The 13,022-nt window shown below is 63.1% G+C and carries 14 protein-coding genes; 4 read left to right on the top strand and 10 right to left on the bottom strand.

Features of this window, described 5'->3' with window-relative positions; all coding sequences use genetic code 11:
• Positions 1-90 precede the first annotated feature (90 nt).
• The 4 genes from IWX62_RS16275 to IWX62_RS09885 are packed head-to-tail and all read right to left on the bottom strand — an operon-like array spanning position 91 to position 2,164.
• Entirely contained in the window at positions 91-372 is a 282-nt protein-coding gene (locus IWX62_RS16275) for a hypothetical protein (RefSeq protein WP_333483342.1), read from the bottom strand.
• A gap of 54 nt (positions 373-426) precedes the next feature.
• Positions 427-708: a hypothetical protein gene (locus tag IWX62_RS16270; RefSeq protein ID WP_333483341.1), complete on the bottom strand. Its 282-nt coding sequence runs from the start codon at positions 706-708 to the stop codon at positions 427-429.
• 16 nt (positions 709-724) lie between these two features.
• The gene (locus IWX62_RS16265; RefSeq protein WP_333483340.1) at positions 725-1,603 is read right to left on the bottom strand and encodes a flavin-containing monooxygenase; all 879 of its coding nucleotides are present in this window, start codon (positions 1,601-1,603) and stop codon (positions 725-727) included.
• A gap of 21 nt (positions 1,604-1,624) precedes the next feature.
• Positions 1,625-2,164, bottom strand: a complete 540-nt coding sequence (locus IWX62_RS09885; RefSeq protein WP_196841240.1) for a MarR family winged helix-turn-helix transcriptional regulator — start codon at positions 2,162-2,164, stop codon at positions 1,625-1,627.
• Positions 2,165-2,240: 76 nt separating this feature from the next.
• On the opposite strand from IWX62_RS09885, the gene IWX62_RS09880 reads away from it, so the two are divergent.
• Together IWX62_RS09880 and IWX62_RS09875 are read left to right on the top strand one after the other, a co-directional pair.
• Complete coding sequence (locus tag IWX62_RS09880; RefSeq protein WP_196841239.1) at positions 2,241-3,815, top strand: MFS transporter; 1,575 nt, start codon at positions 2,241-2,243, stop codon at positions 3,813-3,815.
• Between the two features lie 98 nt (positions 3,816-3,913).
• Complete coding sequence (locus IWX62_RS09875; protein ID WP_196841238.1) at positions 3,914-4,231, top strand: DUF6457 domain-containing protein; 318 nt, start codon at positions 3,914-3,916, stop codon at positions 4,229-4,231.
• 97 nt (positions 4,232-4,328) lie between these two features.
• Here IWX62_RS09875 and IWX62_RS09870 read toward each other — a convergent pair whose 3' ends face one another.
• Positions 4,329-6,668, bottom strand: coding sequence for an FdhF/YdeP family oxidoreductase (locus IWX62_RS09870; RefSeq protein WP_196841237.1), 2,340 nt, complete (start codon positions 6,666-6,668; stop codon positions 4,329-4,331).
• Between the two features lie 128 nt (positions 6,669-6,796).
• Here IWX62_RS09870 and IWX62_RS09865 point away from each other — a divergent pair, with 128 nt between their 5' ends.
• Positions 6,797-7,531, top strand: coding sequence for a glutamine amidotransferase (locus IWX62_RS09865; RefSeq protein WP_196841236.1), 735 nt, complete (start codon positions 6,797-6,799; stop codon positions 7,529-7,531).
• Between the two features lie 114 nt (positions 7,532-7,645).
• A complete protein-coding gene (locus IWX62_RS09860) occupies positions 7,646-8,881 on the top strand; it encodes a glycerophosphodiester phosphodiesterase family protein (RefSeq protein ID WP_196841235.1) in 1,236 nt (411 codons plus the stop codon).
• Positions 8,882-8,899: 18 nt separating this feature from the next.
• Here the strand turns inward: IWX62_RS09860 and IWX62_RS09855 are convergent, their stop codons facing one another.
• From IWX62_RS09855 to IWX62_RS09835, 5 genes are read right to left on the bottom strand one after another with little or no spacing between them, the layout of a single operon-like run.
• Complete coding sequence (locus tag IWX62_RS09855; RefSeq protein WP_196841234.1) at positions 8,900-9,256, bottom strand: hypothetical protein; 357 nt, start codon at positions 9,254-9,256, stop codon at positions 8,900-8,902.
• Between the two features lie 44 nt (positions 9,257-9,300).
• Entirely contained in the window at positions 9,301-9,999 is a 699-nt protein-coding gene (locus IWX62_RS09850; RefSeq protein WP_196841233.1) for an SDR family NAD(P)-dependent oxidoreductase, read from the bottom strand.
• Positions 9,996-10,760 carry an SDR family NAD(P)-dependent oxidoreductase gene (locus tag IWX62_RS09845; protein ID WP_196841232.1) on the bottom strand — a complete coding sequence of 255 codons (765 nt, stop codon included), beginning with the start codon at positions 10,758-10,760 and terminating at the stop codon, positions 9,996-9,998. Before IWX62_RS09845 ends, IWX62_RS09850 begins: the two co-directional genes overlap by 4 nt.
• Positions 10,753-12,132 (bottom strand): MFS transporter, encoded by a 1,380-nt coding sequence (locus IWX62_RS09840; RefSeq protein WP_196841231.1) that lies wholly within the window; start codon positions 12,130-12,132, stop codon positions 10,753-10,755. Before IWX62_RS09840 ends, IWX62_RS09845 begins: the two co-directional genes overlap by 8 nt.
• On the bottom strand, positions 12,129-13,019 hold the full coding sequence (locus IWX62_RS09835; protein ID WP_196841230.1) for a polysaccharide deacetylase family protein: 891 nt from the start codon (positions 13,017-13,019) through the stop codon (positions 12,129-12,131). Before IWX62_RS09835 ends, IWX62_RS09840 begins: the two co-directional genes overlap by 4 nt.
• Positions 13,020-13,022: the final 3 nt, after the last annotated feature.

Here is a 13,022-nt window from a genome sequence, read left to right as displayed (position 1 = left end):
CGCAGGTTCGGTGTCGGGCAACCACTTTCCTGCGGGGAAGCCGCTTTCCTGCGGCTACGGCACTCTGTTGTGGAGCGCTCCTGCGGGAGCCTACTCTTCTGAAGAGCCGGAGGCCGAGACGGCCGTACCGGCATGGGCAGGCTCAGGGTCGAAGGCCATGTGCTTCCGGACGTTCCCCAGCAGGACAGCCGGTGCGTCGAGCAGGTAGTTGAGGCCGAGGGTCCATGGCCGCCGGGCACCCTGCCGGTGAAACACCCCGATCGAGCGCCGCATGAAACCTGAGGACAGGTCCAGCAGCGGCCGCCGCGCCATGTCCGCTGTCGGCACCGGGACCGCCACCGTATGCCCGTGCCGGTCCATGTGATTCAGCAACCGGCGGACATAGCGCGAACTCAGATCGGACTTCAGCGTCCACGACGCATTCGTCTAGCCCAGGCAATACCCGAAGTTCGGGACCCCGCTCACCAGCACCCCCCGGTATACCCACGCGTCGCCCAGGTCTACTGGCTTACGATCAACAGTGAGCGCCGCACCACCGAGTGACTGCAGGGCAAGACCGGTGGCGGTGACGACGACGTCGGCCGCCAACTCCCGGCCCGACTCCAGCCTCACCCCGCCCGGTGTGAACCGGTCGATCCGCTCGGTCACCACCGAGGCCTTCCCGGAGGCGAGGATCCGGTAAAAGTCGCCATCGGGTGCCACGCACATCCGCTGTTCCCACGGATTATAGGCGGGGGTGAAGTGATCGCTGAGCTGTTTCTCGTCTTTGAGGATGCTGCGGGCCTGGTCCCGCAGATACGCCTTCGCCACAGGGGGGGAGCCGGGTGCACAACTGGTAGAAGCTCAGCGGGTAGACCACGTTGCGGGCGCGGGCCAGGGTGTAGGCGATCCGCGGCGGCAGAACCTTCCGGAAAGCTGCGGCGAAACGGTCGCGGCGTGGCACGGGCACGATGTACGACGGCGACCGCTGCAGCATCGTGACGTGAGCCGCGTCGTCGACCAGTGACGGGATGAGGGAGATTGCCGTGGCGCCACTGCCGATCACCACCACCTGCTTCCCGGCATAGTCCAGGCTCTCCGGCCAGAACTGGGGGTGGACCACCTCGCCGGTGAAGTCCTCGATGCCTGCCAGGTCCGGCCGGTACGGGGCGGCGTAGTTGTAGTAGCCGGTGCAGGAGTAGAGGAACGAACAGGTGACCGTTCGCCTCTCGGAGTCACCGCCGCCGTCGGTCTCCAACTGCAGGGTCCAGTGGGAGGTGGTGGAGGAGAAGTTGGCGCTGACCAGCCGGGTGTTGAAGCGGATGTGAGGGGTCACCCCGGCGTCCTCAGCAGTATCCTGGAGATAGCTCAGGATCGAGGAGCCGTCCGCGATAGCGTCCCGGCCGGTCCAGGGGCGCCAGGGGTAGCTGAGGGTGTACATGTCGGAGTCGGACCGGATGCCCGGATACCGGAACAGGTCCCAGGTGCCCCCGATCGCAGCTCGCGCATCAAACAGGGCGAACGTCTTGCCTGGGCATTCGGTCAGCAGCCGGTGGGCTGCACCGATACCGGAGATGCCCGCTCCGATAATGGCGACGTCGAGGTGCTCGATGGGGGAGGCCATGACTCCATTATCGGGCAGGAGCTAGTCGTCGTCGTGAGCTGGGCGGGTTCGTTCAGATTTCGCCGCATCGGTGAGGCCATCAGCGAAGTGGGAAAGCCGTTCAGTAGCGAGCCGAAGGTATCGACCGATGGCCCGTTGCTCGTCACTGGTGAATTCGGTAGTGAGGGCATCGAGGGAGTCGAAGAGAGGCCGAAGTTCGCCGAGGATGCGATCAACTGCCTCCTCGGTGGGGCGCAGGTGTACCCGTCGACGGTCTTTTCCATCCCGTATTCGGATCAGATGCCCGGCGCGTTCGAGCCGATCGACCAGTTCGGTCGCGGACCCGGTACTGATGCCAAGCCGGTTACCGAGTTCGGCGGGACCGAGGGGCTCGCCTTCCCTGCTCATCACATGCCCGACGGCGGAGTAGTCCAGGGGCCGCAGGTTGATTTTGCTACCTAGTGCATGGTCCACCTCGGCTGCTGCCCGGTTGACTCCCCGAAGTGCCCAGGAGAGTTCCTCAGCTGACACCCTGAGCCGTTCGGTTTCCTCAGCCCGCTTCGCCTGCTCGCTATGAGTCATGCACTAATACTAGTTGACAATTAGCTCGGTAACGGAGCAACTCCCTTAACGAGACAAAGTTGAAAGGATCACGATCATGAGACAGGACTCACTGGCACCGTCGTCCGAGCCAGTGCTCACTCCCGGCCGGCTCCGCGCACTGCTGATAGTCCTGTGCGCAGGACTCGCCCTGGTGGTGGCCGGCAACTCAGCGCTTGCGATCGCGCTGCCCGACATTGCAGCGGACCTCGGCGCGAACCAGTCCGAGCTGACGTGGATTATCGATGCCTATGCGCTCACCTTTGCCGCCTTGCTCCTGACCGCCGGAATTGCAGCAGACCGTGTCGGGCGCCGCACGATTCTGGTAATCGGGCTCGCCATCTTCGGCTTGTCCTGTGTCGCGTCAGCCTTTTCGCCAAACACCGATGGGTTCATTGCCCTTCGCGCGCTATCCGGGGTGGGCGCCGCAGCAGTCTTCCCTGTCACCCTCTCTGCCCTCGTTGACGCTTATCCGGAAGAGCGCAGAACCTTCGCCATCGGTGTCTGGTCGGGAGTTAGCTCCGCCGGCGCGGTTGCCGGGACCATTGTCGCAGGCGCACTGCTCGAAGCGTTCTGGTGGGGAAGTGTCCAACTCCTGTTCGGCTTCGTGGCGCTCGCGATCATTGTCCCGGTGCTGTTCCTCGTGGCCCAGCACCGCAACCGCTCGCTGTCGATGGACCCAGTGGGCGCGCTGTGGTCGGTCGTGGCGCTTGCTGGCCTGGTGTTCGGGGTGGTCGAAGGGCCCCAACGCGGATGGTTCGATCCTGTCACCCTGGCGTCGCTGGGGATCGGAATCATCGGCTTCGTCGCCTTTATTGCCCATCAACTCCGGGCTGCGGATCCATCGCTCGATGTCCGGCTGTTCAGGAACCGCGGACTTGCTGCGGGCTCGATCATCGTGACGGTCCAATTCTTCGCGTCCCTCGGCTTCTTTGTTCTCACGCCGCAGTACCTCCAGATCGTGCTTGACTACACCCCGCTCGGCGCAGCCCTCGCACTCCTGGTCATTCCGTTGGGGGTGGGTGCCGGAATCGGGATCTCGGGCGCCCTCAGCAAACGGTACGGTCCACGCGTCCCGGGATCGCTCGGACTCTTCCTGATGAGTGCGGGGTTCGCTGTCTTCGCCGTCGGATTGGCCGGAGGTCTCGACGCGTCCATCTGGGTGATGGGCGCCGGGGTGGTCGTGTTCGGGATTGGCTTCGGAATGGGGATCACCCCGGGGACCGAAATGATCATCGAGGGACTCCCCGCCGAGCGGCGGTCAGTTGCCAGCGCCGTCAATGACATCACCCGCGAAGTGGGCGGCGTTCTTGGTATCGCCGTCTTGTCCAGCATTCTCGTGAGCTACTATCGCGCCGACATCAAGCCCGTGCTGGAAGGCCTCCCCGATCAGGTGCGGCAAGTGGTTGATTCGGGGGCTGGCGCAGCCATCGGCGTCGCCGAGTCCTTCGGGCCCGACGGCGAGAATCTCGCCAACGCTGCCCGGGAGGCATTCGCCCAGGGGCTCAGCGCGAGCATGTGGTTCGGCTCGGTCATCCTGGTTCTCGCGGCAGTGATCACAGTGATTGTCGCACCAGGATCGGCCAAGGTCGAAGAGCGTGGCGATACCCAGCCGGAGGAAGTCAGCCCGTAACGTATTCACTCCATGTGTGGCCACGCATCATTGTGAAATGCAGGAACAGATGCTAATGCTTGAGGGCACCATCCTTCCCACAATTATTGGAGTCACACATGTCAGGTATCGACGACGAACTGCGGACCCTCAGCGAATGGAGCCGTCAACTCACTCAGGCGCTGCAAATTCTCGACTTGGAAGTGGATCACGAGCGCATCATTGAGGTCGCCAAGGAGACGTCCACTACAGTTTCTCCCAACGCAGGAGCAATCAGCGCGTTCCTGATCGGCTACGCAGCGGGCACCGCTGACACCAGCGGCCGCAAGGGCTCAAACGATGCAGTACAGTCAGCCGCCGACATGGTCATGCAGGTTAACGCCAAGGGCCTCGAAGACGGCCCGGATGCCAACGGTTGGACGAAGACCGCCCAGTAGCGGGAGCTTCACTGTTGGCTGACCAAAAAAGTGGCTCAACCGCGGGGAAGTGGTTGCTAAACCGTAATCCCGCAGTGGAGCCACTTTTCTGTGGGCGTTACGAGATTGAGGACTTCGCAGCGGCAGCCGTTTCGGAGGCGTCGCCCTTGGCTGGCTCGAGCCGCACGATCACTGCCTTCGACACGGGCGTGTTACTGCCCTCGGCCAGCTCTTCCAGCGGCACCAAGACGTTCGCCTCAGGGTAGTACGCTGCAGCACAACCACGCGCGCTCGGATATGAGACCACCCGCCAGTTCCGCAGCACACGCTCCCGGCCATCCTGGTACTCGCCCCGTACGTCAACGTATTGACCATCGGTGAAGCCCAGTTCGGCGAGATCATCGGGGTTCACGAACACCACGTGGCGGCCCTTCTTGATGCCACGGTAGCGGTCGTTGTGGCCGTAGATGGTGGTATTGAACTGATCATGGGAGCGGAGGGTCTGAAGAATGAGAGTCCCTGCGGGCCGCTCAACCGGCTGTAAGGCGTTCACCGTGATGATTGCCTTGCCGGTAGGGGTGCTGAAAGTTCGCGAATCGCGTGGGCCGTTGGGCAACACGAACCCCCCTTCCCGGCGGACCTTCGTGTTGTAGTCCTCACACCCGTCGACGACATGCGAAATGTGCTCACGGATGACGTCGTAGTTACCTTCGAATCCGGCCCAGTCCACCTCGACCTTGTCACCAAGAACAGCCCGTGCGAGACGGCTGACAATCGCCACCTCTGAAAGAAGATTCGGTGCGACAGGGTCCACTGTGCCGTGCGAAGGGTGCACAGCACAGACCGTGTCCTCAACTGTGACGAACTGCGGACCGTTGGCCTGCATATCGATCTCGGTACGTCCCATGGTCGGGAAGATAAGCGCCTCTTTACCAATCACCGCGTGCGACCGGTTCAGCTTGGTGGAGATTTGGACCGTCATATCGGTGGCCTGCATGGCTTCTTCGGCTGCGTACGTGTCCGAAATGGCTGCCACCAGATTGCCACCCAGGGCGACGAAGACCTTGACGCCGCCGTCGCGCATCTGCCGAATGGTTTCCACTGCGTCAATGCCGTGATCCCGGGGAGGGTCGAAACCAAACTCCTCTTCAAGAGCATCGAGGAAGGACGGCGGCATCTGCTCCCAGATGCCCATGGTGCGGTCGCCCTGGACGTTGCTGTGACCGCGAATAGGGGACGCACCTGCGCCGGGCTTGCCGATGTTGCCACGCAGCAGGAGCAGGTTAATGATCTCCTTGATGGTGGCCACACCCTTTTTCTGCTGCGTGATTCCCATAGCCCAAGTGATGATGACCTTGTCCGCCTTGATATAGCGGGCCGCCAATTCGTCGATCTCCTCGACAGTCAGGCCAGTCGCCTCAAGGACAGCGCCCTCGTCCAGCTGGGTCAGGCTGACTTTCAGTTCGTCGAGACCCTGGGTGTGCTTCTCAAGGAAGTCGTGATCCAGAATGGTTCCCGGATTTTCTGCTTCAGCGTCGAGAACCCGCCGGCAGATAGCTTGAATGAGCGCCATGTCGCCACCGATGCGGATCTGCATGAACTGGTCGGCAATTTCGGTGCCGCGGCCCAGGACTCCTTTGACTTCCTGCGGGTTCTTGTATCGCCGAAGTCCAGCCTCAGGCAGAGGGTTGACTGCAACAATCTCGGCGCCATTCTCCTTGGCGCGTTCCAAAGCGGTAAGCATCCTGGGATGGTTGGTGCCCGGGTTCTGACCCATGATGATGATGAGATCGGCTTTGGCGAAGTCGTCATACGCCACAGTGGCTTTGCCAATTCCGATGGTCTGGCCCATGGCCCATCCCGAGGACTCATGGCACATATTGGAACAGTCAGGAAGATTGTTCGTTCCGAAAGCCCTGACGAACAGCTGGTAGGCGAACGCGGCTTCATTTGATGCGCGGCCACTGGTGTAGAACGCCGCCTGACGTGGGCTTTCCAGGCTGTTCAGTTTGTCGGCGACGAGCGAGAACGCCTTCTCCCAGCTGACCGGCTGGTAGTGATCGCTGCCGGCAGGCTTGTAGACGGGTTCGGTGAGGCGGCCCTGCATGCCCAGCCAGTATTCGCTCCTGGTCAGCAGGTCGGTGACGGAGTGCTCGGCCCAGAATTCAGAAGACACCACCACAGGCGTGGCTTCCCAGGTGACTGCCTTTGCGCCGTTCTCGCAGAATTCAAAGTTGCTGCGCTTCCCCGGATCCGGCCAAGCGCAACTCATGCAGTCGAAGCCGTCTTTCTGGTTCAGCGCCAACAGGGTTTTCCGCGTTCGGTTGGGCCCCATGTGCTTGAGCGCCGGTTGCATTGAATGCATGACGCCCGGGACACCCGCCGCCCATTCCTTGGGCTTGCCGACCTCGATGTCGCTCTCGTCGGCTTCTTCTACGTGCGGATTCTTCCGGACCATTTTCCACTTCTCTTTCTCACCTTCGATACCCCAGACTTAGCAGTCAACTCTGCGTACCGCAAGGCCTGAGTTGGTCACAGACCAAATCCTGCACTGACCAAAGCGCCACAGGGCAGTAGTCTCGACAGGTGAAACCGTTTCTGTTGCTAGCCACCCGTGCCGAGGACGCCGCCGCCGACGGCGAGTACCAGGCGTTCCAGCGCTTCGGTGGACTCGCACCGGATCAGCTGCACCGCGTCCGGGCCGAATCCGGTCCGATCCCGCACCTCGACCTGAACCACTATTCCGGGATCATCGTGGGCGGCAGCCCTTTTAACTCCTCCGATCCCGAGGAGGACAAATCCGGCGTGCAGCGGCGGGTGGAACGCGAGATTGGGGAGTTGCTGGACCGGGTGGTCGCGGCCGACTTCCCGTTCCTGGGCGCCTGCTATGGGGTCGGGACGCTCGGCCGGCATCAGGGGGCGGTCATCGACAGGACCTTCGCCGAACCGATTGGGCCGGCGTCAATCACCCTGAATCCCGCCGGCGCGGAAGATCCGCTGCTGTCAGGCGTCCCGGCGTCGTTCGATGCGTTCGTGGGCCACAAGGAGGCGTGCACCACCCTGCCGGTGGGGGCGGTACTGCTGGCCTCCTCGGCCAGCTGCCCGGTCCAGATGTTCCGCATCCGCGAGAACCTGTATGCCACCCAGTTTCATCCAGAGCTCGACGCTGACGGGCTGGTGCAGCGCATCGACGTGTACCGAAATGCAGGGTATTTCCCGCCGGAAGAGGCCGAGGACTACATGGCCCGCGCCCGAGCCTCCCGGGTGGAATGGCCGTCTGCCATCCTGCGGAACTTTGTGGACCGGTACGCGGCAGAGTAGCCGCGGCGAGCTTTCACGCTCCGTTTACCCGGTATTGATGTCCGGGATGTCCTGGTGCGGCAACGTCTGTGGAGGAGGGGATCTCGCCCCACCACAACGAAGGGAACATCTTCTATGGCATCCCGTTTCGCCAAGACCCTCACCAGCACAGCCGCCGCGGCGGTGGGCCTCACCCTCCTGGCAGCGCCCGCTGCGTCGGCGCAGGCTCCTGTCCAGGCTCCTGCGGCTCCGGCACAGGACGACGCATCACCTATCCTTATCGGACATCGCGGCGCCGCCGGAACCGCGCCGGAGAACACTGTTGCCGCGTTCAAGGACGGCCGTAAATCCGGCGCCGATTTCTTTGAAATCGACGTCCAGCTCAGCTCCGACGGTGTGCCGTTCCTCTTCCACGACGACACCCCGGCGCGCACCACCAACGTCGAGGACGTCTTCCCGGACCGCGCCACCGACCCGATTACCTCCTTCACCTGGGCCGAGCTGCAGCAGCTCGACGCCGGATCCTACTTCGACGACCAGTTCGTCGGTGAACGCATTCCGCATCTCGACGACGCCGCGAAGGTCGCCACCACCAAGACCGGTGTCTACATCGAAATCAAGTCGCCGGTGAACTCGCCGGGCATCGAGCAGCTGGTGGCCGACGAACTGCGCACCGACAAGACCTGGCAGCGCCTCGTCGCAGCTGACAAGGTGCAGGTCCTCGGGTTTGATGAAGGTTCCAACCGGACATTCGCCGGGATTGCACCGGACATTGAACTCCAACAGCTGGCCGGGGTGGTGCCGGGCCCCGCAGTACTGGCCTCCTGGGCTACCTTCGCCGATTCCGTGGGGACCAACTACCGTGTCCTGACGCCGCAGAATGTCAGCGACGTCAAGGCGGCAGGTCTGGTGCTCGGCGTCTACACGGTGAACTCGCCTGAGGCGGTCCAGGCGTCGATCGACCTGGGCGTCGACGCCGTCACCACCGACTTCCCTATCCAGAACGTTCGGTATCTCAAGGGGGCGCCGGTGTTTCCCGGCAGCGGCGTCGAAATTATCGACTCGGTGAACAACCCGGCCGGCGACGACGTCCAGCCCGAAACCGGCGAGCATGTCCTGCTGCGCAATGCCAGCACCAGGACTATTGACGTCAGCGGGTATCTCCTTCGGGACGCCGCCAACAACATCCTCACCGTCGGTGACGGATATGTGCTCGACGCAGGTGCCGAACTGCGGGTCTACACCGGACCCGGAACCAACACCCCGGAGGCCTACTACAACGGCGGAACGGCGTCGGTGCTGAACAACGGTGGCGAATCGTTGGGTCTCTGGACTCCCGAGGACAAGCTGCAGGACGTCTTCGCCAACTAGCTGGCGCAGGCCAGAGGGCTAAAGCGGAGTAGGCAGGTCGCTCAGCTGAAGCCCGGCATTGACGACGTTCAGGGCGACGCCGGTTTCGTTCAGAAGCCGGGCCCGTAGCCGCTGCCGCAGTCTGTCCGAGTGAGGCAGCACCGCCGGATCCTTCAGGAGGGTCAGCCACACGTCATTGACCGTGGCGCATTGGATGACGGCGCCGGTCACTCCGCGGACCAGCCAGGTATCCCCAGCAGCTTGAACGCTGGGGATACCCGGCAGGCCGTGGCAGAGCGCGTTGATGGTTTGCGCCGCGATCAGCCGGTGACGAAGGGTGCTGACCGGGCCGAGCACCTCATCGGCAGTGACCGTCCGTCCGCAGACGCCACACATCTACCGGCCACTCCTTGCACTTGCGAGGGAGATACGGGGATTCATCACTGCATCACGTCACCGGAGTTGGGCCCCAGCGTCTGGCCGACGAAGAGGTTGCCGCCGGGATCGCTGGCGAGCAGCAAAGCGACGGGTGCAACCTCCGCTGGTGTGCCAAAACGCCCCAACGGCAGCTCCTTCCGTTTGGCCGCCTTCCAGTCCTCGGAGATTCCCTCTACCAGCGGCGTTTCGATCGGTCCCGGGGCAATGCAGTTGACCAGCACATTGTCGCCAGCCACCTCGAGAGCGAGGGACTTGGTCATACCGATGACGCCCGCCTTCGCCGCACTGTAATGGCTGAGGCCGGTGCCGCCCTTGATGCCCAGCTGGGACGAAATGTTGATGATCCGTCCCCATTTGTTCTCCCGCATCCCGGCGACCACCTCACGGCAGCAGAGGAAAACCCCCGTCAGGTCGACCGTGATGGTCTCCTGCCACCGGGCCAGCGACATGTCCTGGAGCGGTGATTCGGTGAGCAGTCCCGCACTGTTGACCAGGACGTCGATCCTGCCCAGCTCTGCCCGTGCCGCGGCGAAGCCGGCCACCACGCTGGCCTCGTCGCCCACATCGACGGTGATCGAGTGGGGTGAGGGCGTCCGATCCAGCACCACCACCCGCGAACCGGTCTCCCGGAAGGCCTCGGCGATTGCCGCCCCGATGCCGCTTCCGCCGCCGGTGACGACGACGGTCCGCGCGGTGCTCATGCCTTCATCTTGACGGTGAGGCCGCCGTCGACAATCAGCGACTGCCCGGTCACATAGGCGGCGTCGGCTGAGGTAAGGAACCCAATCACACTGGCGACCTCCTCCGGTCGCCCAACGCGACCCCACGGGATGTCCTGCCCCGCGCGTTCCAGTCCGTCCGGGCCCAGCGAGTTCACGGGATCCAGGGACTGCGGGGTTTCGATGAGCCCGGGAATGACCACGTTGGCCCGGATCCCTCGGGGACCCAGTTCGACGGCGACACTCCTGATCAGTCCAAGAATCCCCGCTTTGGCCGCCGCATAGTGAGCGTGCTCCTCCCAGCCGTAGACTCCACCCGCGATGGACGAGACGGCGACCATCGCGCCGCCCTCGTCCATCCGGGTGGAGCCGGCCCGTAGGGTCCGCAGCACACCGGTCAGATCGACGTCGAGCATGTCGTTCCAGCGAGAGTCGGTGAGCTCATCCAGGGAAGCATTGCGCAGGACGCCTGCGTTGGCTACCGCGTAGTCCAGCCGCCCAAAATCATTGAGCGCCCGATCTGCGAAGGTTTCCACCGACTCGGTGTTTCTGACGTCCACTTCCTGGATGACGGCCTGGCCGCCGGCCCGCTCGACCAGGCGGAGGGTCTCCTCCGGGTCGTGCGGGTCGCCGGAAAAGGTGCCGATGACCGAGCGGACCCCGCGCTGCGCGTAGTGGACGGCGAGAGCTCGTCCAATACCACTCGCAGCGCCGGTAATGAGGGCTACAGGGGACTCAGACACTCGGGTCCTCCAGCAGCTCCTTGGGGATGGGCTTCGCCATCATCATCAGCAACCCGGAAACCAGGGTGCCGAGGGCGCCCACCCACAGAGCCGCCGCAGTGGTCCCTGCTGCAGCGGTCACCACAGTGAACAGGGCTCCGCCGAGGATGATGCCCGGCTGGCTCATCGCACCGATGAACGCCAACCCGGTGGCCCGGCAGCTGACCGGGTAGCACTCGGCCATGAAGTACTGGATGGCTGCGTAGGGTCCCACCAGGAAGAAGAGTCCGACGCCGTAGGTGAGGATGATGAGGAAGGGGGTGGAAGCGATGGGGCTGAGCATCACCGAGAAGGAAATACCGGAGATGATCCAGCCGATGATGATGGTCTTCTTCCGGCCAATGACATCGCCGAACCAGCCGTGGAAAACGTAGCCGAAGTAAGCCAGTGCGTTGATGACGATCAGCATCCAGAAGGCGTCGGACAGTTCCACTCCGCGGGAGTTCACCAGCACTGAGGAACCCAGGATGCTGAAGACCATGATGCCGAAGAAGTTCACGATCCACGCGAGCGAGAACACGATCGTGTTACGCCGCAGTTTTGGTTCCCAGATGCGCTTCAGCGGAGCCGTCGAGGAGTGCTGAACACCGAAGGAGCCGGCCAATGCGTGGGCTTCGTCGACGTTGCCGGACTTTTCCAGCTGGGTCAGTTTCTCGTGCAGTTCAAACTGGGGGGTTTCCTTGAGCTTCTTCGCGATCAGGTACACGATGATTGCCGCGGGGATGGCCGCCATGATGTACAGGGCACGCCAGCCGAGGGATGGCAGGAAGGCGAAGGCCAGGGCCGCGGCAAGCAGGAAGCCCAGCGGCCAGCCGCCCTGCACGAAGGAGTAGTAGAAGCCGGGACGCTTGCGCTTCTTTTCGTCCTCGGTGACCTGGAAGACCTCGTTCATGTAGGTGGCGTTGACTGCCTGCTCCGAGAAGCCGAGCCCGCCGAAGGAACGAACCACCACGAGCATGGCGTTGCTGATGAAGCCCAGTCCGGCCGGGATCACCGAGGTGAGGGCCGACACGACGGCGGTGCCACCGACGGTGAGCATCATTCCCTTGCGCCGGCCGAGCCGGTCGATCACCGGGCCGATGCCGAAGCAGACGATTGCCGTACCGACGGCAATCCAGGTGTTGATCGCGTAGGCCTCGGTCTCGGTCCAGCCGAACTCTTCCTGCATGGCGGGAAGCAGCGTGCCGAACAAGCCATAGTCGAAGACTGCGATGGTCCACGCGAGCAGGGCCAGGATCATTGCCGTGTTGGTATTTTTCTTGCTGAAGATGGGCAGCGCGCGTTTTTCGTCAGCGGTGGGCGTGGACAGGTCGATGAGTGCCGGAGCCTTCATGAGTTGGCTTCCTTTCTGGGATTGTCGGACAGGAACTTGTCGGCGATCTGGTCAAACGTCCGCCAGGTGACGCCGTCGTGCGAGTTGAAGTGCTGGATGAGTCGCTCAAGCATGAGGAGGACCTGGGGGCGCCCCGACACATCGGGGTGGATGGTCATGGTGAAGACGGCGTCGTCCATTTCCTGATACACCCAGTCGAACTGGTCCTTCCACATCTGCTCGATATCGCGGGGATTGACGAATCCGTGGGAGTTGGGGGCCGCCTTGATGAACATCATGGGAGGCAGATCGTCCAGGTACCAGTTGGCTGGGATCTCCACCAGGTCCGTTTCATGGCCGCGAACCAGCGGTTTCATCCACGCCTCGGCGGGCTTGCTGTAGTCGATCTTCGTCCAGCTGTCGCCCACCCGCACGTAGTACGGCTCGAAGTCGTTGTGCATCAGGGAATGGTCGTACTTGATGCCCCGCTCCAGCAGGATCTCGTTGGTGATGGTTGAGAACTCCCACCACGGCGCCACGTACCCGGTGGGACGCTTCCCCGAGACCTGCTCAATGAGTTCGATTGATCGGTCAAGGATGGCCGTTTCTTGCTCACGGGTCATCGCAATCGGGTTTTCGTGAGAGTAGCCGTGAACCCCGATCTCGTGACCCGCCTCCACCACCATCCGGGTCAGCTCAGGAAACGTCTCCAGTGAGTGTCCCGGGATGAACCAGGTGGAGGGAAGGTTGTACTTTTCGAAAAGTCGGAGAATGCGGGGACCTCCCACCTCGCCGCTGAACAACCCGCGCGAGATGTCGCAGGGGGAGTCCTCGCCGCCGTAGGAGCCGAGCATGCCGGCAACGGCGTCGACGTCTACGCCGAATGCAATCTGTATGTTCTTTGCCATGGG

Source organism: Arthrobacter sp. CAN_A1, from assembly GCF_015751665.1.
Lineage (GTDB): Bacteria > Actinomycetota > Actinomycetes > Actinomycetales > Micrococcaceae > Arthrobacter_D.
The sequence above is the reverse complement of the archived record's forward strand: the minus strand, read 5'-3'. Positions and strand labels throughout refer to the sequence as shown.